Source organism: Pseudomonas campi, from assembly GCF_013200955.2.
Classification (GTDB): domain Bacteria; phylum Pseudomonadota; class Gammaproteobacteria; order Pseudomonadales; family Pseudomonadaceae; genus Aquipseudomonas; species Aquipseudomonas campi.
Map to the genome: position 1 here is coordinate 2,111,293 of NZ_CP053697.2, position 22,944 is coordinate 2,134,236.

The 22,944-nt window shown below is 62.1% G+C and carries 25 protein-coding genes; 14 read left to right on the forward strand and 11 right to left on the reverse strand.

Annotated features, from left to right (window positions below):
- Positions 1-123: 123 nt before the first annotated feature.
- On the forward strand, positions 124-1,548 hold the full coding sequence (locus HNE05_RS09775) for an MltF family protein (protein WP_173206275.1): 1,425 nt from the start codon (positions 124-126) through the stop codon (positions 1,546-1,548).
- A gap of 115 nt (positions 1,549-1,663) precedes the next feature.
- Positions 1,664-2,098, forward strand: coding sequence for a DoxX family protein (locus tag HNE05_RS09780; protein ID WP_173206278.1), 435 nt, complete (start codon positions 1,664-1,666; stop codon positions 2,096-2,098).
- A gap of 51 nt (positions 2,099-2,149) precedes the next feature.
- Here HNE05_RS09780 and HNE05_RS09785 read toward each other — a convergent pair whose 3' ends face one another.
- Complete coding sequence (locus HNE05_RS09785) at positions 2,150-3,184, reverse strand: lipase secretion chaperone (RefSeq protein ID WP_173206281.1); 1,035 nt, start codon at positions 3,182-3,184, stop codon at positions 2,150-2,152.
- Between the two features lie 52 nt (positions 3,185-3,236).
- Entirely contained in the window at positions 3,237-4,178 is a 942-nt protein-coding gene (locus HNE05_RS09790; RefSeq protein WP_173206284.1) for a triacylglycerol lipase, read from the reverse strand.
- Positions 4,179-4,724: 546 nt separating this feature from the next.
- Between HNE05_RS09790 and HNE05_RS09795 the strand changes: the two genes are divergently transcribed.
- Complete coding sequence (locus tag HNE05_RS09795; protein WP_173206287.1) at positions 4,725-5,036, forward strand: class I SAM-dependent methyltransferase; 312 nt, start codon at positions 4,725-4,727, stop codon at positions 5,034-5,036.
- 3 nt (positions 5,037-5,039) lie between these two features.
- On the opposite strand, the gene greB is transcribed toward HNE05_RS09795, so the two are convergent.
- Genes greB through HNE05_RS09810 form a run of 3 tightly spaced genes read right to left on the reverse strand, consistent with a single transcriptional unit; the run spans position 5,040 to position 8,732 of the window.
- The gene (gene greB, locus HNE05_RS09800; protein WP_173206290.1) at positions 5,040-5,537 is read right to left on the reverse strand and encodes a transcription elongation factor GreB; all 498 of its coding nucleotides are present in this window, start codon (positions 5,535-5,537) and stop codon (positions 5,040-5,042) included.
- Positions 5,538-5,544: 7 nt separating this feature from the next.
- Positions 5,545-8,049: an ABC transporter permease gene (locus HNE05_RS09805; RefSeq protein WP_173206293.1), complete on the reverse strand. Its 2,505-nt coding sequence runs from the start codon at positions 8,047-8,049 to the stop codon at positions 5,545-5,547.
- The gene (locus HNE05_RS09810) at positions 8,049-8,732 is read right to left on the reverse strand and encodes an ABC transporter ATP-binding protein (protein ID WP_173206296.1); all 684 of its coding nucleotides are present in this window, start codon (positions 8,730-8,732) and stop codon (positions 8,049-8,051) included. Before HNE05_RS09810 ends, HNE05_RS09805 begins: the two co-directional genes overlap by 1 nt.
- 10 nt (positions 8,733-8,742) lie before the next feature.
- On the opposite strand from HNE05_RS09810, the gene HNE05_RS09815 reads away from it, so the two are divergent.
- From HNE05_RS09815 to HNE05_RS09825, 3 genes are all read left to right on the forward strand, one after another.
- Complete coding sequence (locus tag HNE05_RS09815; RefSeq protein WP_173206299.1) at positions 8,743-9,363, forward strand: arylesterase; 621 nt, start codon at positions 8,743-8,745, stop codon at positions 9,361-9,363.
- Between the two features lie 55 nt (positions 9,364-9,418).
- Positions 9,419-9,703, forward strand: a complete 285-nt coding sequence (locus HNE05_RS09820; protein WP_173206302.1) for a hypothetical protein — start codon at positions 9,419-9,421, stop codon at positions 9,701-9,703.
- Positions 9,704-9,828: 125 nt separating this feature from the next.
- Entirely contained in the window at positions 9,829-10,800 is a 972-nt protein-coding gene (locus tag HNE05_RS09825) for a L,D-transpeptidase family protein (protein ID WP_173206305.1), read from the forward strand.
- A 127-nt stretch (positions 10,801-10,927) separates the two neighbouring features.
- Here HNE05_RS09825 and oprI read toward each other — a convergent pair whose 3' ends face one another.
- Complete coding sequence (oprI, locus tag HNE05_RS09830; protein ID WP_003239826.1) at positions 10,928-11,179, reverse strand: outer membrane lipoprotei OprI; 252 nt, start codon at positions 11,177-11,179, stop codon at positions 10,928-10,930.
- 301 nt (positions 11,180-11,480) lie between these two features.
- Between oprI and HNE05_RS09835 the strand changes: the two genes are divergently transcribed.
- Positions 11,481-12,746: a hypothetical protein gene (locus tag HNE05_RS09835; RefSeq protein ID WP_173206308.1), complete on the forward strand. Its 1,266-nt coding sequence runs from the start codon at positions 11,481-11,483 to the stop codon at positions 12,744-12,746.
- Between the two features lie 19 nt (positions 12,747-12,765).
- Positions 12,766-13,038, forward strand: a complete 273-nt coding sequence (locus tag HNE05_RS09840; RefSeq protein WP_173206311.1) for a GNAT family N-acetyltransferase — start codon at positions 12,766-12,768, stop codon at positions 13,036-13,038.
- A 57-nt stretch (positions 13,039-13,095) separates the two neighbouring features.
- Here the strand turns inward: HNE05_RS09840 and HNE05_RS09845 are convergent, their stop codons facing one another.
- Together HNE05_RS09845 and HNE05_RS09850 are read right to left on the reverse strand one after the other, a co-directional pair.
- Entirely contained in the window at positions 13,096-14,172 is a 1,077-nt protein-coding gene (locus tag HNE05_RS09845; protein ID WP_173206314.1) for a 3-deoxy-7-phosphoheptulonate synthase, read from the reverse strand.
- Between the two features lie 155 nt (positions 14,173-14,327).
- Positions 14,328-14,747 carry a PilZ domain-containing protein gene (locus HNE05_RS09850; RefSeq protein WP_173206317.1) on the reverse strand — a complete coding sequence of 140 codons (420 nt, stop codon included), beginning with the start codon at positions 14,745-14,747 and terminating at the stop codon, positions 14,328-14,330.
- Between the two features lie 37 nt (positions 14,748-14,784).
- On the opposite strand from HNE05_RS09850, the gene HNE05_RS09855 reads away from it, so the two are divergent.
- The 5 genes from HNE05_RS09855 to cysB all read left to right on the forward strand — a co-directional run bounded on the left by HNE05_RS09855 (position 14,785) and on the right by cysB (position 18,839).
- Positions 14,785-15,132, forward strand: coding sequence for a YbbN family protein (locus HNE05_RS09855; RefSeq protein ID WP_173211648.1), 348 nt, complete (start codon positions 14,785-14,787; stop codon positions 15,130-15,132).
- Positions 15,132-16,079 carry a putative 2-dehydropantoate 2-reductase gene (locus HNE05_RS09860; RefSeq protein WP_173206320.1) on the forward strand — a complete coding sequence of 316 codons (948 nt, stop codon included), beginning with the start codon at positions 15,132-15,134 and terminating at the stop codon, positions 16,077-16,079. The genes HNE05_RS09855 and HNE05_RS09860 overlap by 1 nt, the downstream gene beginning before the upstream one ends.
- 7 nt (positions 16,080-16,086) lie before the next feature.
- The gene (locus HNE05_RS09865; RefSeq protein WP_173206323.1) at positions 16,087-16,992 is read left to right on the forward strand and encodes a 5'-nucleotidase; all 906 of its coding nucleotides are present in this window, start codon (positions 16,087-16,089) and stop codon (positions 16,990-16,992) included.
- A 244-nt stretch (positions 16,993-17,236) separates the two neighbouring features.
- Positions 17,237-17,725 carry a universal stress protein gene (locus HNE05_RS09870; protein ID WP_173206325.1) on the forward strand — a complete coding sequence of 163 codons (489 nt, stop codon included), beginning with the start codon at positions 17,237-17,239 and terminating at the stop codon, positions 17,723-17,725.
- A 139-nt stretch (positions 17,726-17,864) separates the two neighbouring features.
- A complete protein-coding gene (cysB, locus tag HNE05_RS09875; protein ID WP_173206328.1) occupies positions 17,865-18,839 on the forward strand; it encodes an HTH-type transcriptional regulator CysB in 975 nt (324 codons plus the stop codon).
- A 46-nt stretch (positions 18,840-18,885) separates the two neighbouring features.
- Here the strand turns inward: cysB and HNE05_RS09880 are convergent, their stop codons facing one another.
- On the reverse strand, positions 18,886-19,620 hold the full coding sequence (locus tag HNE05_RS09880; protein WP_219637219.1) for a phosphoadenylyl-sulfate reductase: 735 nt from the start codon (positions 19,618-19,620) through the stop codon (positions 18,886-18,888).
- A 188-nt stretch (positions 19,621-19,808) separates the two neighbouring features.
- On the opposite strand from HNE05_RS09880, the gene thrH reads away from it, so the two are divergent.
- The gene (gene thrH / locus HNE05_RS09885) at positions 19,809-20,426 is read left to right on the forward strand and encodes a bifunctional phosphoserine phosphatase/homoserine phosphotransferase ThrH (RefSeq protein WP_173206334.1); all 618 of its coding nucleotides are present in this window, start codon (positions 19,809-19,811) and stop codon (positions 20,424-20,426) included.
- Between the two features lie 62 nt (positions 20,427-20,488).
- On the opposite strand, the gene pabB is transcribed toward thrH, so the two are convergent.
- Both pabB and HNE05_RS09895 read right to left on the reverse strand, forming a co-directional pair.
- Complete coding sequence (pabB, locus tag HNE05_RS09890; RefSeq protein WP_173206337.1) at positions 20,489-21,841, reverse strand: aminodeoxychorismate synthase component I; 1,353 nt, start codon at positions 21,839-21,841, stop codon at positions 20,489-20,491.
- 114 nt (positions 21,842-21,955) lie between these two features.
- On the reverse strand, positions 21,956-22,942 hold the full coding sequence (locus HNE05_RS09895) for an alpha-L-glutamate ligase-like protein (RefSeq protein WP_173206340.1): 987 nt from the start codon (positions 22,940-22,942) through the stop codon (positions 21,956-21,958).
- Positions 22,943-22,944: the final 2 nt, after the last annotated feature.

Below are 22,944 nucleotides of genomic sequence, written 5' to 3' on the forward strand. Positions count from 1 at the left end.
TGCGACTGGCGCCAAGCGGTTGTCTGTGACACTCTCCGCGGCCCCGTTTGTCCGGTTCGGCCGGTTGCTCGGGGCTTGCAGTCGGCCAGGCAGTTGTCACGCCTGGCGCCACCCGGAGGTCGGATGATCCGAGCGCTGTCGTTCCTGCTCTGTTGCCTGATGCTCCTGGCGCTGCCCGTCCAGGCGCGTCTGGCCAGCTCGCCGGCCGAGGTGCGTGGCAGTGATCTACCGCTGCGCGACCTGGCCGAGGTGCGCAAGAGTGGCGAGTTGCGCGTGCTGGTCAACCAGAGCCGCAACAGCTCCGGTGAAGTGAAGGGCCAGGCGATAGGCGTCGAGCGCCATCGCTTGCGGGCCTTTGAGCAATACCTCAATCGCAATGTCCGTGACGGCCGCAATCTGCGCCTGAAGATCATCCCGTTGCCCAAGGATCAACTGCTTGCAGCCTTGCAGAAGGGCCAGGGTGATCTGGTCGCACCGGGAGAATTGCTGGCCCCGCATACCGGGCGCATGGTCACTGCCAGTGCGCCGATTCGCCGTGATGTGGCGATTGTGGTGGTGGGTAATCGCGGCAATCGTCACTACCGCAAACTCGAAGACATGGCCGGGCGCAGCCTGGTTCTGCCGGCAGGCAGTGCCGTTGGCGAAGCCCTGCGCGAGGTGAATCAGAGTCTGGCCGAACGCAAGCTACCGCCGATCGTGGTCGAGTGGGCTGATCCCAGTCTCGCCGTAGAGGACGTGCTGGAGATGGTCCAGGCTGGTATCTACCCCTGGACGGCCGTGGAGCAGCCGATTGCCGAGCGCTGGAGCAAGGTGTTGCCCAGGCTGCGCATCGAGAGGCATCTGCGGGTGGGGCAGACGGCTGACATGAGCTGGTTCGTGCGCCGCGATGCATTGATGCTGCGCGCCAGTATCGATCGTTTTCTGGCCAGCTACCGCCAGCCTGCCGATCAGGATGCCACCTTCCAGCGTGTCTACCGCCGCCTGTACAAGGTGCGTAATCCCCTCACGGGCAATGACCGCCAGCGCCTGGAGAAGGTGCGCCAGGTGTTGCAGAAACACGGCCAGCAGCAGGATCTCGACTGGTTGCGGCTGGCGGCGGTGGCCTACAAGGAGTCCACCCTCAATCCGGCTGCGCGCGGCGCCTCGGGCGCTACCGGCCTGATGCAGATCACCCCGGGGGCGGCGCGCAGCGTCGGGGTTGGCAATATCCAGGCGCTGGACAGCAATGTCCTGGCCGCCACCCGCTACATGGCGCGCATCCGCCGCGAGTTCTTCTCCAGCCGGCAGATCGCCGAGGAAGAGCGCATGGCTTTTGTCCTGGCCGGCTACAACATGGGCCCGCAACGGGTGCAGAGCTTGCGGGCCGAGGCGCGGCGCCGGGGGCTGGACGCTAATCGCTGGTTCTTCCAGGTCGAGCGCGTCGCCATGGAGCAGATGGGCATGGGCGTGGTCAGCTACGTGAGCAGCGTGAACAAGTACTACCTGGCTTACGACCGCGAGCGTGATCTGATCGAGCCGCAAGGGCAGAAAGTGAGCACGCGGAAATGATCTATTTATTCGATTTTAATTAGCGCATATTTGCACTTTTTAAATCGATAAATTCATCTAATCTATTGTTCAGCAACCGCTAACTCTCACTTCTCGCACTAAAGGACGCACTGGCATGAATGCACTGATCAAATCCGCTCTCGCCACCCAAGCCGGTTACGGCATCACCCTGCTGCGCATCGTCACCGGCCTGACCTTCGCCGCCCACGGCGCACAGAAGCTGTTTGGCTGGTTTGGTGGCTACGGCCTGGACGGCGTGGCCCAGTGGATGGAAAGCATCGGCATCACCCCTGGCTACCTGATGGCCGCCCTGGCTGGCAGTGCCGAGTTCTTCGGTGGCCTGGCTCTGGTGGTCGGCCTGCTGGTACGCCCGGCAGCGATCTCCCTGCTGATTGCCATGCTGGTCGCCATCTTCAGCGTGCACTGGGTCAATGGCTTCTTCATGAGCGCCAATGGCTATGAGTACGCGATGATCCTGGCGCTGATCAGTGCCACTCTGGTCATCGAAGGGGCCGGCAAGCTGTCGCTGGATCGCCGCATCGCCGGTTGAGTCCCCCTGCAATGAACAAGGCCCGCATTTGCGGGCCTTGTCGTTTCTGTTTCAAGGCGTCTGTTCGCGGGCGCTGGCCAGCTCTTCGGCGGCGGCCAGGCGCAGGCGCTCCTGATCGTCGAAGCGTTCGGCAGCCAGGCTGTCGATGGCTGCCGCCTTGTCGCTGCTGCTGAGGCCGTTGTTGGCTTCGATAAGCGCCTTCTCCCGGCGATAGTCGTTGAGGCGCTGCGCCCATTGCTGGCGTCGCTGGTCGAGCGCCTCCAGGCGTGCGGTGGCTTCGGCACCGACCAGTTGCAGACGCAGCTGCTGGATCTGCTGCGGGCTGGCACCTTGCGCCTGCAAGGCTGCCGTCTGTTGGCGCAGCTCGGTCTGCAGCTGCGGCACGATCAGTTCCTGCATGGACTCCGGCAGGTTATTGCGCAGCTGGTCGAGGGCTGCGGCTTTCTCGTCATCGCTCAGGCTCTGGTCATGGCGGATGGCCAGGCGCTGCAGGGTGAACTGGTTGTAGGCCTCTTCGTTGCCGAAGAACACCTGATGCGCCTCGGCGCTGAACAGCGAGGCGCGCAAGGCCTGTACGGCCTGCTCGCGCTGGCGCATGGCATCCACGCTGGCCATCTGCGGCAGGTCCTTTTCCAGCTGTACCAGTTGCTGCTTGTATTGCAGGTACTGTTCAAGCAGGGCCAGCGCCTGTTCACGGGCGGGCATTGCCAGCTGGCTGGTGATGTAGGCCTGCAAGCGTTTGATACTGTGCTGCAGCGAATCTTCTCCCAGGGCACTGAGGAAGTAGTCGAAGATCCGCCGGATATCCTCGCTGATCAGCAGATTGCCGGCGCTGTCGACACGGAACTGGCCGTCTACTGTCGTTCCGTCAAAAGAAGAAGGCAGGGCATAGGGCGCATTGTCCTGGGTGCTGGCCTGCGCAGTTTGCGTGGTGCTGTCGAGAGTCGCCGCTGGCGTGCTGGTGGCGGTGGGCGTTGCAGGCATGTTGACCGGTGCCGGGAGGTCGGCCGCGGGGTTCAGGTAGAGCGTCAGCGCAATACTGCCTCCGACTACCAGGGGGGCGGCAAATAGCAGTTTTCGATTCACGTCGATACTCGAAGAGGCGAGCCAAGGGGGCCCGAAGGCCCCGGCAGGCTGATTACAGACCGGCGTTTTTCAGACGGTTGGCGTGCTGGCGGTAGACGGTGACCGGATTGGTCTCGAACAGGCTGGTGAGACCGAAGGTCTGGTTGACCTCGTCGAGGTGGTTCATCCGGTAGTTGTCGCGGATCACCTTGCCCATGTGCGAGCTGCAGGTGCCGACCAGGCCATCGTTGGGCTCGTCGAAGGCCAGCGCGGATGCGCCCATCAGCAGGTCGCTGATGTCGAGGAAGTTGGTCAGCGGGCTGCTGCCGCTCCACGAGTAGTAGCTGACGCCGTTGACCTTGTAGGCGCCTTCGCCGCAGGCACTGGTCGGGATGGCTTGTGGGTACTTGGCGTTGAAGGCCGCTGCGCCCTGGCTGTTCAGCGACTCCAGGGCGCCCAGGGCATTCTGCGGCGAGGTGCTGGAGCTGCCCGAGAGGAAGTTGATCAGTGCACCGAGGCCGTTGACGATACCGGCAACAATCACTTCACCGGCCGAACCCGGAGGAATCTGGCGAATGAAGTCGGCCGTGTCGGAGCCCTTGTGCGGTGCGCCGACGCTGGTGGCCGAGGCGATCAGGTCCGGGCGTACGGCGGCGACGTAGCGAATGGTCGGGCCACCGTGGCTGTGACCGATCAGGTTGACCTTGCCCTTGCCACTGATGGCGGCGATTTCCTCGACCTGTTCCAGCAGCTCTTCGCCGCGCAGTTCGGAGGTGTTCAGCTGGCTGACTTCGGTGACATAGACGCTGGCGCCATCGGAGCGCAGCGACGAAGGGATGCCATACCAGTAGTCGATACCGAGAATGCTATCGAAGCCCAGCATGCCGTGGGCCAGGACGACCGGGTACTTGGTCTTGGTGTAGCCGGTTGAGCCGAACAGGCCGGCTTGGGCCTGGCCAGAGAGGAGGATTCCGGTTCCGATGCAGAGGGCGAGCAGAGTCTTCTTATTATTCATGGGGGCTCTCAAGCAGTGATGTGGCAGTTTTCCCTGGGTTCAGCCAGCCATAGCCATCCTGGGCAGGCACTTCAGCGGAGCTTGAATGGCAGGAAATGTGCCAAGAAGTTGGAATATTAGAGCGAAGGCTCTAAACGGCCGTTTGCAAATTAAGGCCACTATTTGATCGACCTTGCCCGCAAACCCCGAGTTGTTACCTGGGGAAACGCCACGTGGGAATTCGTTCGCTCAGAAGTGGCCGATCAGCTTGTTGCCGACGGCAAAGGTGACTGCCTAACGCCCTGGTAGCGGCGGCCAACGGTCTGCGGGTGCGAGGTAAAAAGGGGGGAAGTGCTCAAGCGCCCAGGAGAATGTACAACGGCAGCCGCGCTTCCCGGCCTGCATGCGGCTTGACAGAGCGGTGCGAGGATTTTTAGCATCACCCCCATGGCGCCGATTTAAGAGCAACTTGCGGGGCGCCGCCCGGTTGGGCAAATACCGCTAAAGCGCTGGCCGGTGTCGCCTCTCACCGCAGTCCGGCGGGATTACGAGGCTGAGACTGTATCCATGAATTGCCCGCGCCCTCATCTGTATTTTTCCTCCCTGCCGCGTACCGCGGTCAACCGCCATCCGCATGTGCTGCTGGTCGGCAGCCATCAACCGCGTCTGCTGAAGAGCCTCGAAGGCTGGCCCAAGCATTGGCCGGGAGCGCGTAATTTCCTGATCAAGTTTGCCTCGCCAGACGCCGAAGCACTGGCGCAGTTACCCAGCAACGGCTTCGATCTGGTGGTGGTCGGTGGCGAGGTGCAACCGGTGAATGCCGAGCTGATCGAACAACTGGTACGGGTCGCCCGCCAAGGGCTGATCAGCCTGTGCTGAGCCCTAGGGATACTCGATCGCGGTAATGTAGAAGGTCTGCTCGCCGCCCGGTGCCTGTACCCGTACTTCGGCGTCGAGTGCCTTGCCAACCAGGGCCCGTGCCAGCGGCGAGTCGATGCTGATCAGTCCCTGCTTGAGGTCCAGTTCGTCCGGGCCGACGATGCGATAGCGGGTCTCTTCGCCATTGTCATTTTCCAGGGTCACCCAGGCGCCGAAGTAGACCTTGTTCGGGTCGGCAGGACGACTGTCGACCACCTTGAGGCTTTCCAGGCGCTTGGTCAGGAAGCGCACGCGGCTGTCGATTTCCCGCAGCATCTTCTTGCCGTAGGTGTATTCGGCGTTTTCCGAACGGTCGCCCTGGGCCGCCGCCTCGCTGACCGACTGGGTCACCTGCGGACGACGCACATGCCAAAGCTCGTGCAGTTCCGCACGCAGGCGTGCTTCACCTTGCGGGGTAATCAGGGCAGTGCCGGCGGTGCGCGGCGGACGGTAACGGCTCATGTAACTCTCACGTATCGCGTAGGACGGCCAAAGGGCTGACATTGAGGGCGCGGCGGGTGCCGAGTACCCCGGCAGTCCCCACCAGCAGGGCGCCAATCAACGGCAATAGCAGCAGCCAGGCATGCGGCTGCCAGGGTAGATCGAGGACGAAGCGGTACAGCAGCAGGCTTACCAGTTCGCAGCCAAGTGCGGCCAGCACACCGCTGGTGGCGCCGAGCAGGGCGAACTCGGTGCGCCGCGCGGCGATAAGCAGGCGGCGCTCGGCGCCCAGGGCGCGGAGCAGGGCGCCTTGGCGGATGCGTTCATCCAGGGTGGATTGCAGGCCGGCGAACAGCACGGTCAGGCCCGCCGCCAGGACGAACAGCAAGACGTACTCCACGGCCAGGGTGACCTGGGCCAGGATGCTGCGCAGTTGCGCCAGTAGCGCCTCGACCTGCAGCAGGGTGGCCGCCGGAAAGGCTCGCGCCAACTCCACCAGTTGCTGCTCGCTGTTGGGCGGCAGGTAGAAGCTGGTCAGGTAGGTGGCGGGCAGATCCTGCAGGGTGCCGGGCTCGAAGATCATGTAGAAGTTCGGCTGGAAGCTGTCCCATTCAACCTTGCGCAGGCTGCTGACGCGGGCCTGGCGTTGCAGGCCGCCGACATCGAAGGTGAGCAGGTCGCCGAGCTGCAGCTGCAGGCTTTCGGCCAACTCGGACTCCACCGAGACGCCCGGCACTGCCCCGGCCCCGCCAGTCGTCCACCACTGCCCTTCGACCAGCTCGTTGCCGCTCGGCAGTTCAGCCGACCAGGTCAGGCTCAGGTCACGTCTTACCGCGCGGTCGCCGGTGCTGTCCTTGCTGACGATCTGCTTGACCGCCGCGCCGTTGATCTCGGTCAGGCGCCCGGCAATTATTGGATAGAGCGGAGCAGGCTGCGGCGAGATCTCGGCCAAGCGCGCGGCGAAGGCCTCCTTTTCTGCCGGCAGCACGTTGAGGGCGAAGTGATTGGGGGCCTGTTCGGGTAACTGGTCCTGCCAGGTATCCAGCAACTCGCCGCGCAGCAGGGCGATCAGTGCCATGGCCAGGAGGATCAGGCCGAATGCCAGTGCCTGCCCCGCGGCGGCCAGCGGGTAACGCAGCAACTGGCCCAGGCCCAGGCGCCAGGGCAATGAGGCACGCGCCAGCAACCGGCGCAGGCTACGCAGCGTGAGCAGCAACAGGCCGCCCAGCAGCAGGGTGGTGAGCAAGCCGCCACCGAGCAGGGCCAGGGTCAGTTTCAGATCCAGGCTCAGGCGCCACATGATCAGGCCCAGGGCCAGCAGTGCTGCACCATAGACCAGCCAGGAACTCGGTGGCACCGGCAGCAGGTCGCGGCGCAGTACCCGTAATGGCGGCACGCGCCCCAGCGCTGCCAGCGGCGGCAGGGCAAAACCGGCCAATGCCACCAGACCGATGGCCATGCCGGCCAGGGCGGGCAGGGCGCCGCCAGGCGGCACACCGGCCGGCAGCAGGCCCGCGAGCAGCTTGAACAGGATCAGCTGGCCAGCCCAGCCGAGCACTGCGCCAGCGATGCATGCCAGCAGACCGAGCAGCGCCAGTTGCAGGGCGAACAGGCTCAGGGCTTCGCGACGCGACAAGCCCAGGCAGCGCAACAGTGCGCTGCTGTCGAAGCGCCGGGCCGCGAAGCGGGCCGCCGACAAGGCTACCGCGACCCCGGCAAGCAGCACGGCAGCCAGGCTGGCCAGGTTCAGATAACGTTCGGCGCGGCCCAGTGCGCCACCGATCTGGCGGTTGCCGGAGCGCGCATCCTCAATGCTCTGGTGCGCCGCAAGGCCTGCTTGCAAGCCATCCTGGTAGCGCTGCAGGGCTTGCTCATCGCCGCGCCACAATTCGCGGTAGCGCACCCGGCTGCCGGGCTGCACAACGCCGGTGGCGGGCAGATCGTCCAGATGCATCAGTACCCGCGGGGTGAGGCTGTAGAAATCACCGGCGCGATCCGGTTCGTAGGTCAGTACGCGGGTCAGGCGCAGGGGCAGGTTGCCGACCTCTATCGATTGCCCGATCTTCAGGTCCAGCGCGGCAAAAAGTCGGGCCTCCGCCCAGGCTTCGCCGGGCCCCGGTCCTGTGCCGGGCTGTTCGGGTTGATAGGGCGCCGCTGCGCTTTTCAGCTCGCCGCGCAGCGGATAGCCGGCGCTGGCGGCCTTGACGCTGGCCAGCTGGATACCCTGATCGGTGGCGATCACGCTGGAGAATTCGACCACCTGCGCATGGTCCAGGCCCAGTTGGCGGCCTGCTTCGATCTGTTCCGACGTAGCCGGCGCACTGCCGGAGAGCAACAGATCGGCACCGAGGAACTCGGTGGCACGCAACAGCATGGCGCCATTCAGGCGCGCGCTGAAGTAACCGATGGCAGTGCTGGAGGCCACGGCGATCAGCAGGGCGAAGAACAGCACGCGCAGCTCGCCGGAACGGGCATCGCGCAGTAACTGGCGCAAGGCCAGGGCGAACAGGCGTGACAGCGGCAGGGCGCGCATCAGGGCTCCACAGTGTCGACCAGACGGCCGCCTTCCAGGCGAATCAGGCGCCGGCAACGATGCGCCAAGCGTTCATCATGGGTGACCAGCACCAGGGTTGCACCGCGTTCCTGGTTCAGCTCGAACAGCAGGTCGCTGATGCGTTCGCCCGTGTGGCTGTCGAGGTTGCCGGTCGGTTCGTCGGCAAACAGCACTGCCGGCTCGGCGGCAAAGGCGCGGGCAATGGCAACGCGCTGTTGTTCGCCACCGGACAGTTGGCGGGGTGAATGGGTCAGGCGCTGGCCCAGGCCGACCCGCTCCAGCAGGCCGCGGGCGCGCTCGCGGGCATCGCGGCGGCCGTCCAGCTCCAGCGGCAGCATGACGTTTTCCAGGGCATTGAGGTTGTCGAGCAACTGGAAAGACTGGAAGACGAAACCCACATGCTCGGCGCGGACTCGTGCGCGCTGATCTTCATCCAGATTGGTCAGGCTGTGTCCGGCCAGCTCCACTTCGCCACTGCTGGGCAGGTCGAGACCCGCGAGGAGGCCGAGCAGGGTGGACTTGCCCGATCCGGAGCTGCCGACGATGGCCAGGCTATCGCCACGGTTCAGCTCGAGACTGAGGTCGTGCAGGATGCTCAACTCGCCTTCCGTGCTGGGAACCACTTTGCTAAGGTGCCGCGCAGAAAGAATGCTAGCGCTCATGGAGAGTCCGATGCGTGCGTGGTGGGTGAGCGGTGCTGCTGCACTGCTGTTGTTGGCTCAGGTGTTGTGGCCCCAGGGCGCCATGGCCGGCAGCGTGCTGGTCGTGGGCGATAGTATCAGCGCTGCTTTTGGCATGGATACCCGTCAGGGCTGGGTTGCACGGCTGGAAAAACGCTTGGTCGAGGGTGGTTTCCCACAGCGGGTGATCAACGCTTCAATCAGCGGCGACACCAGTGCCGGCGGCCTCGCGCGCCTGCCCACGCTGCTTGCACAGCATCAGCCGGAGCTGGTGATAATCGAGCTGGGCGGCAATGATGGGCTGCGTGGACAGGCACCTGCGCAATTGCAACAGAATCTTGCTGCGATGATCGACCGCTCGCGCGCAGCTGGGGCCAAGGTGCTGCTGCTGGGCATGAACTTGCCGCCCAATTACGGACAGCGCTATACGCGTGCCTTTGCTGCGGTCTACGGCAATCTGGCAGCGGAGAAGCAGGTGCCGCTGGTACCGTTCTTCCTCGATGGCGTTGGCGGTGTGGCGGGAATGATCCAGGCCGATGGTATCCACCCGACCGTGAGCGCCCAGGAACGCCTGCTGGATAACGTCTGGCCGCAGTTGCAGCCCTTGCTCTGAGTCTTCCCCGTGCGCAGCCTTTCGGCTATCGTGGCGACCCCTCTCGGAGCTCCCAATGCCGCGCCCTGCCTGGTCCCTGCATGCCTATCAATTGATCGTGCCCGACGAACAGCTCGACCTGTTCGCCTGCCGCGAGGCGCGTGTACACCTGGTCGCTCGCCAGCTCGAGCTGCAGGGGTTCGCTGATCGCACACTGTGCGGGGGCCTGCTGCCAGCCTTGCCGGTGATGAGCGCAGTGGACAAGACCAGCCTGCGCGACAAGCGCCTCTGCCAGGCTTGCAAGAGCGTGCTGGAAGCCCAGCGCCGAGGTGAGCGGTCGATCTGGCCTGAAGCCTTATAGGCAAGGCCGGGTATTCGTTGGCAAGTGGAATGGCTACTGGTGGGTTTGCGGGGTCTCCCAGCTCTGGCATTGCCGGTGTACAATTCCGAGTCTATTTATCAGTCATTCATGCCAAGGATTTCCGGATGTTGTCGCGCGTTCCTGCCGTCGCCCGTAACCTGACTCTCGCCAGTTTTTGCGTGGCGGGCCCCGTAGCAGCCCTTGAACTGCCGCTTCCTGCTCCGGGCGATGACATCGTCGGCCAGGTGCAGGTAGTCAAAGCCAAGTACGAAGACACCTTCGCGGATCTGGGCGCGGCCAATGATCTGGGCTACCTGGAAATGGTCGTGGCCAACCCGGGCGTTGATCCCTGGCTGCCGGGCGCGGGCGCCGAGGTCGTGTTGCCGACCCGCTTCATCCTGCCGCCAGGTCCGCGCGAGGGCATCGTGATCAACCTGGCCGAGTACCGCATGTATTACTTCCCTAAGGGGCAGAATGTGGTGCACACCTTCCCGCTGGGAATTGGCCGGGAAGGCTGGGGGTCGCCCATTGCGAAAACCACCATCACCGCCAAAACACCCAATCCAGGCTGGACGCCGCCAGCATCTATCCGCGCCGAGCACGCAGCCGATGGTGATCCGCTGCCAGCCTATGTGCCGCCAGGCCCGAACAACCCGCTGGGTCCGTTCAAGTTCACCCTGGGTACTCCGGGCTACCTGATCCATGGTTCCAACAAGAAGTTCGGCATTGGCATGCGCGTCAGTCACGGCTGCTTCCGCATGCTCAACCACAACGTGCTGGAGCTGGCCAAGATGGCGCCGGTGGGCACCTCGGTGCGCATTGTCAACGAGCCGTACAAGTTCGGCATGAGCAATGGCAAGGTCTACCTGGAGGCTCACGCGCCACTGGATGATCATGGCGTGCCTTCGGTAGTGGACAAGCACACGGCGGTGATCAATGCGCTGCTCAAGCGCGACGAGGTTGCCGGGCAGATGCGTCTGGATTGGGAAGTGGTGCGCGAGGTGGTGGCTGCCGAAGACGGCATGCCTATCGAGATCGCCGTGCCTCAGCAGGGGCAGGGTTCGCTGGCGGACAATGCTGCGCAGGTTCAGTTCTGATCTAGATAGCGCGTTCCGAAACCCGCCCATGCCAAGCATCGGCGGGTTTTTATTGGCCTGGATAATTCGCAGGCAATAAAAAAGCCGACCTGCGAACAGGTCGGCTTCTTCAAAGCTTTGGCAAGTATTACTTGCGGCTAGCTTTTTCCAGCATGCGCAGAGCGCGCTCGTTGGCTTCGTCAGCAGTCTGCTGAGCCTTCTGAGCAGCGGCCAGAGCTTCATCAGCCTTACGGTAGGCTTCGTCAGCACGAGCTTGAGCGCGAGCAGCGGCGTCTTCAGTAGCGGTCAGACGGGCTTCAGTTTCTTTGGACATGCTGCTGCAACCGGTAGCCAGAACTGCTGCCAAGGCCAGAGCAGAGAATTTCAGAACGTTGTTCATCGTGTTCCCCTTGAGGTGGACTTTCCATAAAAGCAATTCCCCAACACTGGGAAATTAGCCGGGCTACATACTACCCATTACTTTTAGTAAGTAAACTGAGCGAACGCAAGACAAGCCACTTTTTTTCTTTTATCTAGCCCTGGCTCTATGTTTTGCTTAAAAAACATACAGATCAGGTGCTTAGAGTGACGTCTTGCCCAGCAATTTAGCTCAGATCGTGGCTGGCATCCTGCCTGCCTGATAACATCCGGGGCGGCCAACGGGAAGGCTGTTCTCCCGAAATATTTCAAGGACGTTGCATATGTCGAAGCTGGTTAAATGGGGTTTGCTAGGGGTTCTTGCCCTGGCACTGCTTATCAAGGCATCGCTGTGGTTGTCGGTCCGCACGATCATGAACGACGCTATCGAGCAATTGTCGCCCGTCATGCGCATAAGTTATTCCGGGATTACCTCCTCCTTCGATGGGCGGGTCGGGATTTCCGGCATTAATGTGCATGTGCCGCTGATGCGCGATCATTTCCGCATCGAACATGCCGAGTTGAAGTTCAAGGGACTCATGGACTTGTTGCGCTTCAAGGAGAGCATGAGCGCCGGCAAGTTTCCGGAGCAGATGGCGGTCAACATCAAGGGCCTGGAGTTCGACGTGCATGGCCCCTTCATGACGCAGATAAGCCAGCAGCCAGAAGAGGCTTCTATCTACACCGCCTTGTCCCAGGTCGCCTGCGGCAGCTCTCGCTATATCGGCAGTGATGAGTTGCTTGAAATGGGCTATCGCACACTGGAAACCGATGCGCAGTTTTCCTATCTGTACCAGCCTGGCGCCCAGACGTTGACGTTCAATCTGACAGCCGATACCCGTGATATGGGTGAGTACCGGGTCAATTTTGCACTGGCCAATATGTCTGAGCGGCCGGGTGACATGCGGGTCAATCCGCCGCGCTTATCCACTGTGACGCTGGAGATCAATGATGATCAGTACCAGCGCAAGATCCAGAGCTATTGCGCTGGCAAGCTCGGTCAAACCGAAGAAGCCTACCTGCAGACTACGCTGGATCAGCTAGACCGCGCCTTGCGTGCACAGCGGATTGCTCTGGACCCCGAGTTGCTCAAGTCGCTGGGTGCGTACTACAAGGACCCACAGGCGCTGCGTCTGGAGCTGGCACCCACGGAAGGCATGAGCTGGGACGGTTTGCAGTTCTTCGAGCCCAAGGATGTAGTGGCCATGCTGCGTCCGGTGCTGCTGATCAACCAGCAGGCGGTGCACCCTCTGGCGTTTTCCTGGGTCGACCCGGATGCTGTGGCCGCTCCCGAAGAGGAAGAGCTGGTGCGTGCACCTGAGGTCGAGCAACCGGGCAAGTTGCGCCAGTACGATTTTGTCGAAGTCGCCAGTCTGGCCGAACATGCGGGAAAACGACTACAGTTCATTACTTATGACGGAGCCTACTATCAAGGCCTATTGCACAAGGTAGAGAACGGCAAAGTTTTCCTGAGTGTCCAGTTTGGTTCCGGCTCGGCCGAGATGTTTCTTCGCCTGGAAAAGATCGATAAGGTAAGGGTGCTGTTCTAGAACCCGCTGAGGAGTAGAAATGAGCGAAGGGTTGTCCATCCACCATGACCTGGCGGGTCACCAGTTTGAGGCCGTCATCGATGGCCATCGGGCGTACCTGGCCTATATGGATCTGGGCAAGCAGACCCTGGATATCTACCGTACCTTCGTGCCCAATCCATTGCGCGGCCGCGGCATCGCCGCGGCACTGACCGAGCAGGCGCTGGAGTACGCGGAGCACATGGGCTACACGGTCATTCCGTCCTGTTCTTACGTGGAGCGCTATCTGGAGCGACGTCAGCGCCATCACTGACAGGCCAGAACAAACAAAAACGCCGGGCAATGCCCGGCGTTTTCATTCCTGCTCCAGTCAGCTGCGCTGGCGCTTGGGCAGGACGTCCTTGAGCTTGGCATGCATGCTGCGCAAGGTCTTCTCGGTGGCGTCCCAGTCGATGCAGGCATCGGTAATGGATACACCGTACTTGAGGTCGCAGAGGTCTTTGGGGATCGACTGGCTGCCCCAGCCCAGATGACTTTCCACCATCAGGCCGACGATGGAGTTGTTGCCTTCGAGGATCTGGTTGGCCACGTTCTCCATGACCAGCGGCTGCAGAGCCGGGTCCTTGTTGGAATTGGCATGGCTGCAGTCGACCATGACGTTCGGGCGGATCTTGGCCTTGGCCAGTTCCTGCTCGCAGATAGCCACGCTCACCGAGTCATAGTTCGGCTTGCCGTTACCGCCGCGCAGCACCACGTGACCGTAGGCGTTGCCCTTGGTGGTGACGATCGAGACGCCACCTTCCTGGTTGATGCCGAGGAAGCGATGCGGGCTGGAAACGGACTGCAGGGCGTTGATCGCCACCGTCAGGCCGCCATCGGTGCCATTCTTGAAGCCGACCGCGGAGGACAGGCCGGAGGCCATCTCGCGGTGGGTCTGCGATTCGGTGGTGCGCGCGCCGATGGCCGACCAGCTGATCAGGTCCTGCAGGTACTGCGGGGAGATCGGATCGAGGGCTTCGGTGGCGGTCGGCAGGCCCATCTCGGCCAGGTCGCGCAGCAGCTGGCGACCGATATGCAGGCCGTCCTGAATCTTGAACGAATCGTCCAGGTACGGATCGTTGATCAGGCCTTTCCAGCCGACCGTGGTACGCGGCTTCTCGAAATACACGCGCATGATCAGGAACAGGCTGTCGGACACTTCTGCAGCCAGCACCTTGAGACGCTCGGCGTATTCGTGGGCCGCCTTGATGTCATGGATGGAGCAGGGGCCCACGACCACGAACAGGCGGTGGTCCGTGCCATCGAGAATATTGCGTACCACTTCGCGGCCATGGGCGACGGTGCGTTGGGCGGCGGCGGTGAGAGGGATTTCGCGCTTGAGCTGCGCCGGGGTGATCAGGGTTTCGTTGGAGGCAACGTTAAGATCGTCGATCGGTAAATCAGCCATCGTGCTATTCATCAGTCAGAGTCATCAGGTCACGGGTGCCGGGCGCCAGAGGCACAGCTAATCATGGGCGCAGCGGGGAAGCGGAACCTTAGCGCGTAACGGGCGGGCTCGACAATGGGCGCGGCCGCTTAAAAGCCGTGCCAGGCAGGAAAACACTAGTTCAAGCTGGCTCCGGAGAACTCTGCCGCATGCAGGGCAATCCACTCGCGAGCCACTACCTCAACGGGCAGATCCTCGCCGAGTTCGCGTTCGCGCTGATGACGGTAGTGCTCGATCTGGCAGACCTGCTCGACCATGCGCGCGCGGAACAGGGTGTCTTCATCGATAAAGGCAATGCCGACCAGGTAATCCTCAGCCTGCTTGCGGCACCAGGCCACAACGCCCGGATAACGCGCCTGCTCGCCCAGCAAGGGAATGCGCAGCTCGACTGCCGTGCCCTTGCGAAAGCCTTTGTTGGAATTGCACGCCACGCCCCCGAGGCTGATATTGTTCAGCCTTTGTCTCGGCAGGAAGGCGTGTTTGCGTTGAACCAGTTCGACTGGCATGTCGCTGGGGTGACGCAAGAAATGACGCATTTTGACTACTCCGGATGCCACTTATTTGACATCACACATGAACAGTATAGTGCCCAGTCTGGAGTTGACCGATTTCGATGCCGAGCAGCGTCTGTTGCAACTGAGCGGCACGTCCTTGCTCATATTCACCAGCATAGGTTGTGCCAGTTGTCGTTGGGCGCGCCGCGAGCTGCCTGGCTTGCCATTGGCTGTCGAGCAGCTGTGCTGGATCGATGCCGGGAATAATGGTGGCCTGGTCGAGCGCTATGAGGTTTTCCAGCTTCCCAGCGTGTTTCTGATTCGCGATGGGCAGTTTTTTGGCACATTGCACTGCCGCTTGAGCGCCGCCGGGTTGAATGCTGCCATCGCGCAGGCCCTGCAGCTGGAGTCCGAGGAGTTACCTTGATGCAAGATCGACCACGCCCGCGCATTGGCATTATCGGTACCGGTGCCATTGGTGGTTTCTATGGTTTGATGCTGGCTCGGGCCGGTTTTGACGTGCATTTCCTCCTGCGCAGCGAGTATGCAGCGGTTGCCGAACATGGCCTGCAACTCAACAGTGCCGTGCATGGCCGGTTGCATCTGCAACCCGTGCAGGCCTGGCCCAGCGCGGAGCAAATGCCCCATTGCGATTGGCTGCTGGTAGGCACCAAGACCACCAGTAACGCCGAGCTGGCACCGCTGATTGGCAGGGTCGCAGAGCCGGGAGCCAAGGTTGTGCTGTTGCAGAACGGCCTGGCGGTGGAAGATCAGTTACGCCCGCTGCTGCCGGACTCCCTGCATCTGTTCGGCGGGCTCTGCTATATCTGCGCGCATCGCTCCGCGCCTGGGGTGATCGAACACCAGGCACTGGGGGCGCTGAGTCTGGGTTACCACTCGGGCCCGTCGAGCAGCGCTGAGCAACGCCAGGCGATTGTCGAGGAGGGCGCTGCGATGTTCCGCGCCGCCGGGCTGGAAGCAACGGCAATGGCCGAGCTGGAACAGGCCCGCTGGCAGAAGTTAGTGTGGAACGTGCCGTACAACGGCTTGTCCGTGCTGCTCAACGCGGGCACCACCCGCCTGATGGCGAGCGCCGATAGTCGCGCATTGATCCACGCCATCATGCTGGAAGTGGTGCAGGGCGCTGCCGCCTGCGGTCATGTATTGCCGGAAGGTTGTGCCGACAAGCTGCTGGCGGCCACCGAGCGCATGCCAGACTACCTGCCGAGCATGTACCACGACTTCACGCTGCAGCGCCCGCTGGAGCTTGAGGCCATTTACGCAGCACCGCTGGCCGCCGCTGCTGCAACCGGCTGTGAATTACCGAAAACCCGCATGCTCTACCAGGCATTGCGTTTTCTGGACATACATTGAGGTCGATATGAGCAAGGGACTGGGTGACAAGCTGGTGTTGGCGATTTCCTCGCGAGCACTGTTCGACCTGAGTGACAGCCATCGCATCTACGAGAGCGAAGGGGTCGCCGCCTACCGCCAGTACCAGATCGACCACGAGGAGGAGATTCTCAGCCCTGGCGACGCTTTCCCCCTGGTGGAGAAGCTGCTCAGCCTCAACACCAGCCTGGGGCAGGCCAGGGTCGAGGTCATCCTGGTATCACGCAACAGTGCCGATACCGGCCTGCGCGTGTTCAACTCGATTCAGCACTACGGTCTGGGCATTTCCCGCGCCGCCTTCGTCGGCGGCCGCAGCCCTTACCCCTATCTGGCTGCATTCGGCTGCCACCTGTTTCTCTCCACCCATGTCGAGGATGTGCGCAGCGCCCTGGATGCGGGCTTTGCCGCCGCCACCATTCTTTCCGGTGGGGCGCGGCGGGCGGCCAGCAACGAGCTGCGCATCGCCTTCGACGGTGATGCCGTGCTGTTTTCCGATGAGTCCGAGCGGGTTTATCAGCAGGGCGGCCTGACCGCGTTTCAGGACCATGAGAAGGCTTCCGCCCGTGAGCTGCTGGGTGGCGGACCGTTCAAGCCGTTCCTGGCGGCCCTGAACCGCTTGCAACGCGAGTTTGCCGAAGAACAGTGCCCGATTCGTACCGCGCTGGTTACTGCGCGCTCGGCACCAGCACACGAGCGGGTCATCCGCACCCTGCGCGAGTGGGATATTCGCCTGGACGAGTCGCTGTTTCTCGGGGGGCTGGAAAAAGCGGCGTTTCTTGAAGCCTTCGCCGCTGACGTGTTTTTCGATGATCAGGCCGGGCACTGTGAGAAAGCCCGTGAAGTGGTGGCCACCGGTCATGTACCGCATGGGGTGAGTAACGAAATACAGCTCTGAGAACCTGTTTACGATCTTTTGGACTAGAGCCAGACAAGGCGCTACGCCAGTAACAGCCTCCGGCTGGTCAAAACGGCGAGGAAGCGGAGCATTCCGAGCCTGTTTTTAACGCGGCATGGCCGACGGACAAGAGATCGTGAACAGGTTCTGAGGGCCGCCCGTCTGCTCCCTGGTCTGCAGCCTTGCGCGCGGCGACACGCTGCTAAGCTCAAAACAGGGCCGCAGCAGGAAGTGGGGAGGCCGCATGATCAGATCCATCCTATATGCCACCGATCTCGGCCTGTACGCTCCTTATGTGCTGCAGCATGCGCTGAATCTGTCCCGCGCCCTCAAGGCCGAACTCTATGTGGTGCATGCGGTCGAGCCCATGGGGCTGTTCGCCGAGTCCGTGCTGCAAACCTACCTGGATGAGAAGACTTTGCAGGAACTGCGCAGTAAAGGGCTGGGCAATGTCATGGCGAGTATCGAGCAGCGGGTGCTAGAGGGGTTTCGCGATGAGTTGGGCGATGCGCAGCATGACATCGAGTTGATCCGTAATGTGCGGGTGGCTCAAGGCGACTCTTCACAGGTGATTCTGGAGGAGGCGCGGAAACTCGCCGTCGATCTGCTGGTCGTAGGCAGTCACAGCCATGGCGCGACTCAGGAGACCCCGTTGGGGCGCACAGCGGCCCGTGTCCTGCAGCTCTCCGAGATACCTGTCTACCTGGTGCCGATGCTGCAGCATCGTGGTTGAGGCGGGTTATGCGCATTCGTTAGACGAACGGCATGCATAACTCAGAAAATCGTCTAGTTTTATTCCTTGAACCATTAATATGGTTATATAACGCAGCTGGCACATTCGAGCAGCGTCTATCTGCTTTAGAGGGATATTTATGAAGCTCCAGCAATTGCGCTACATCTGGGAAGTGGCGCACCACGACCTCAACGTCTCCGCTACTGCGCAGAGCCTCTATACCTCGCAACCCGGTATCAGCAAGCAGATCCGCCTATTGGAAGACGAGCTGGGGGTGGAGGTCTTCGCCCGCAGTGGCAAGCACCTGACCCGGGTAACTCCAGCTGGCGAGCGGATCATCACCACCGCAGGGGAGATCCTGCGCAAGGTCGAGAGCATCAAGCAGATCGCTCAGGAGTTCTCCAACGAGAAGAAGGGCACCCTGTCCATCGCTACCACGCACACCCAGGCGCGCTATGCACTGCCGCCGGTGATCAGCAGCTTCATCAAGCAGTACCCGGAAGTCGCCCTGCACATGCATCAGGGTACGCCGATGCAGATTGCCGAAATGGCCGCCGATGGCACCGTCGATTTTGCCATCGCTACCGAGGCGCTGGAGCTGTTCGGCGACCTGGTGATGATGCCGTGCTACCGCTGGAACCGCTGCGTGGTCGTGCCTCAGGGCCACCCGCTGACCAAGCTGCCGAAGCTGTCACTGGAATCTTTGGCCGAGTACCCGATCGTCACCTATGTATTCGGCTTCACTGGTCGCTCCAAGCTGGATGAAGCGTTCAGCCACCGTGGCCTGACGCCCAAGGTGGTATTCACCGCGGCCGACGCTGACGTGATCAAGACCTACGTGCGTCTGGGGTTGGGCGTGGGCATCGTGGCGCGCATGGCGGTCGATGCCAAGCTCGACAGTGATCTGGTGGTGCTGGACGCCAGCGATCTGTTCGAATCCAGCGTGACCAAGATTGGCTTCCGTCGCGGCACCTTCTTGCGTGGTTTCATGTGTGACTTCATCGAGAAGTTCGCCCCGCACCTGACCCGCGAAGTGATGGCCAAGGCTGTGCAATGTCATACCAAAGCCGAGCTGGACGAGTTGTTCGACGGGGTCGAGCTGCCAACCTACTGAGTGTCGTCCAGATAGAAAAAGCCCGGCATTCGCCGGGCTTTTTCATTCAGGCTCTGGCAATCACATTGCCGGCATGCAGGCCGCATTCCTTCTGGGTTTCCTCTTCCCACCACCAGCGGCCTTCGCGCTCGTGCTGGTTGGGCAGGACTGGGCGGGTGCAGGGCTCGCAGCCGATGCTGGTATAGCCGCGCTCGTGCAGGCTGTTGTAGGGCAGCTCGAGCATGCGGATATAGGCCCAGACTTCCTCGCTGCTCATCTGCGCCAGCGGGTTGAACTTGTACAGCGGTTTGTCGGCCGTGGAAAAGGCGCCATCCAGTTCCATTGCGGCGACCTGGCTGCGGGTGCCGGGGCTCTGGTCGCGGCGCTGGCCGGTGGCCCAAGCCTTGACGCCGGCCAGCTTGCGCTTGAGCGGTTCGATCTTGCGGATGCCACAGCATTCGCCATGACCGTCCTTGTAGAAGCTGAACAGGCCTTTCTCGCGCACCAGGGCTTCGAGGCGGGTGGCATCCGGGCTCAGTACTTCGATGGCGATGCCATAGTGCTCGCGTACATGCTCGATAAAACGGTAGGTTTCCGGGTGCAGGCGGCCGGTATCCAGACTGAATACCTTGACCTTTTTGTTGAGCTTCCAGGCCATGTCGACCAGCACCACGTCCTCGGCACCGCTGAAGGAGATCCACAGCTCGTCACCGAAGTGCTCGAAGGCCAGTTTGAGAATGTCCTGGGGCGATTTGTTGGCATAGGCCGTTGCCAGTTCGGCAACGTTGAAGGCTTGGCTCATCGGGCTGGTTTCCTGGTTTAGGTGGCGCTGAACGCTCTGTGCCGAGGATGTTAGCAAAAAGGGCATATGCGTCTAAATAACCATATTCAAGCATGACTAACCACTATGGATATAAGTGCTGCGTTGCGTCGCAACGGGTGAATCGCTAGAGTGCCGCCTTCTGTCAAATTGCTAGCTAGGAGTGTCCCGTGGAAATTGCCTGTCTCGACCTCGAAGGCGTTCTGGTCCCGGAAATCTGGATCGCTTTCGCCGAAAAAACCGGCATTGACGCCCTCAAGGCGACCACCCGGGATATTCCTGACTACGACGTGCTGATGAAGCAGCGCCTGCGCATCCTCGACGAGCATGGGCTTAAGCTCGCCGATATCCAGGAAGTGATCGCCACCCTCAAGCCGCTGGAAGGCGCCGTGGAGTTCGTCGACTGGCTGCGCGAGCGCTTCCAGGTGGTGATCCTCTCGGACACCTTCTACGAGTTCTCCCAGCCGCTGATGCGCCAGCTGGGCTTCCCGGCGCTGCTGTGCCACAAGCTGATCACCGACGAAACCGATCGCGTAGTGGGTTACCAACTGCGCCAGAAAGATCCCAAGCGCCAGTCGGTCATCGCCTTCAAGAGCCTGTACTACCGCGTGATCGCCGCCGGCGACTCGTACAACGACACCACCATGCTCAGCGAAGCCCATGCCGGCATCCTGTTCCATGCCCCGGACAACGTGATCCGCGAGTTCCCGCAGTTCCCGGCGGTGCACACCTATGACGACCTCAAGCGCGAGTTCCTCAAGGCGTCTGAGCGTGATCTGAGCCTGTAAGGCTCTTGCGCAAAAAAACGACAAGGCCCGCTAATTGCGGGCCTTGTCGTTTCAGTGGCGGGCTAAAGGCCGGAGAGTTGCTCGAGGGTCTGTAGCAGCACTTTCACCTTGGTGATCGACTCCTGGTACTCGGCCTGCCACTGCGAGTCGGCGACTATGCCACCGCCGCCCCAGCAGCTGATCTGACCGTCCTTGACCAGCAGGCTGCGAATGGCGATGGAGCTGTCCAGCTCGCCGCGTACATCCAGATAGAGCAGGGAGCCGCAGTACAGGGTGCGGCGGGTCGGCTCCAGTTCGTCAATGATCTGCATGGCGCGAATCTTCGGCGCGCCGGTGATCGAGCCACCGGGGAAGCTGCCGGCAATCAGATCCAGTGCGTCCTTGCCCGCAGCCAGCTCACCGGTAACCGCGCTGACCAGGTGATGCACGTTGGGGTAACTCTCCAGGGCGAACAGCTCGGGTACGCGCACTGAGCCGATGCGGCAGCTGCGGCCGAGGTCGTTGCGCAGCAGATCGACGATCATCAGGTTTTCGGCGCGATCTTTTAGGCTATCCAGCAGCAGCTGCGCTTCGGCAGCATCGGCGGCTGGCGTAGCACCGCGTGGACGGGTGCCCTTGATCGGCCGGGTTTCCACCCGACCCTGACTGACCTGCAGGTAACGCTCCGGCGAAAGGCTGAGAATGGCGCCGCCATCGGGCAGGCTCTGGAATCCTGCGAACGGAGTGGGGCAGGCGGTACGCAGAGCCTGGTAGGCGGTCCACGGATCGCCTGCACAAGGCGCCTGGAAGCGTTGGGCGAAGTTCACCTGGTAGCAGTCGCCGGCCTGGATATAGGCCTGGATGCGCTCGATCGCCTGACGGTACTGCTCGGCATCAAGGTCGCCTCGAAAGGCCTCCAGCAGCTTGAAGCTGGCGGCTGCGACAGGCGCTAGCTGACTGAACAGCGCGATCAGTCGTGTACGCTCGGCGGCCTCCAGTTGCGGGTGGAACACCAGCTGGCTGGTACGCTTCTGGTGGTCGCTGATCAGCGCCCAGCCATACAGGCCAAAGCGCGCATCCGGCAGCAGCAGGTCATCTCTGGCCTGTTCTGGCAATTGCTCGATGCGGCGGCCGAAATCATAGGCCAGATAGCCGATCAGGCCGCCTGTGAAAGGCAGTTCGATATTTGCCGGTGCCTCGGCGCGCCCCAACTGATCGAGACTCTTGCGCAGGTGCTGAAAGAACGCCGCAGCCGGTTCATTGGGGTTGGGTACGAACGTCTGCAGTGGCCAGGCGCTGAGAAGGTCGAAACGTCCGCGTTCGGCCTGCGGCCGGCCGGCATCCAGCAGCACGGCGCCGGGAGCCTGGCGCACCAAGGCAAAGTAATCGGCCGGATCGGCCAGGTAGGGCAGGGCGTGAACGAGGCAGCTGTGCATGCGAATTGGTCAGGCGAACGCGAAGGCCGATTGTAGTCTGTGCCCGCCTTGAGGGCCTAGGGCGCAGCAATGAAAAAGCCCGGCCGGAGCCGGGCTTTTCTGGATGGAGCTGAATCAGATCTCTGCCGGTTTGACATGACCAAACAGCTGCTGGGAGAAGCGCACGCGATCTTCCGCGCTTTCCTTCACATCGTTCTTCGCCAGTTCGGCAATCCGTGCTTCCACCGCATGGGCTCGATGGGTCAGGCCGCAGTCGTTAGCGATCTGGATGTTCAAGCCGGGGCGGGCGTTGAGCTCGAGGATCAACGGGCCTTTCTCTTCGTCCAGCACCATGTCCACACCGATGTAGCCAAGGCCGCACAACTCGTAGCAACCGGCCGCCAGCTTCATGAAACCGTCCCAGTTGGGCAGCTGCACGCCGTCCACCGCGTTGGTGGTGTCCGGGTGCTTGGTGATCTTGTTGTTCAGCCAGGTGCCGCGCAGGGTCAGGCCGGTCGCCAGATCCACACCCACGCCGATGGCGCCCTGGTGCAGGTTGGCCTTGCCGTTGGACTGGCGCGTCGGCAGGCGCAGCATGGCCATTACCGGGTAGCCCATCAGCACGATGATGCGGATGTCCGGCACGCCTTCGTAGCTGATGCTCTTGAAGATCGGGTCCGGGGTGACCCGGTACTCGATCAGCGCGCGGTCGCGGTGACCACCCAGGGAGTACAGGCCGGTAAGGATGCTCGATAACTGGTGCTCGATGTCCTCCTGGCTGACGATCTTGCCGGAAACCGTCTTGTAGCGGCCCTCGAACTTGTCGGCGATGACCAGGATGCCGTCACCACCGGCGCCTTGCGCCGGCTTGATCACGAAATCGCTGCGTCCGGCGATGATCTCGTCGAACTTCTCGATCTCCTTCTCGGTGGAGATGATCCCGTACAGCTCCGGCACATGGATGCCGGCCTGGATCGCACGCTCCTTGGTGATGATCTTGTCATCGACGATGGGGTACAGGTGCCGTTGGTTGTACTTCAGCACGTAGTCCGCATTGCGTCGATTGATGCCCATGATGCCTTTGGCTTCCAGGGCTTTCCATCTCTTGATCAGACCGAACATGG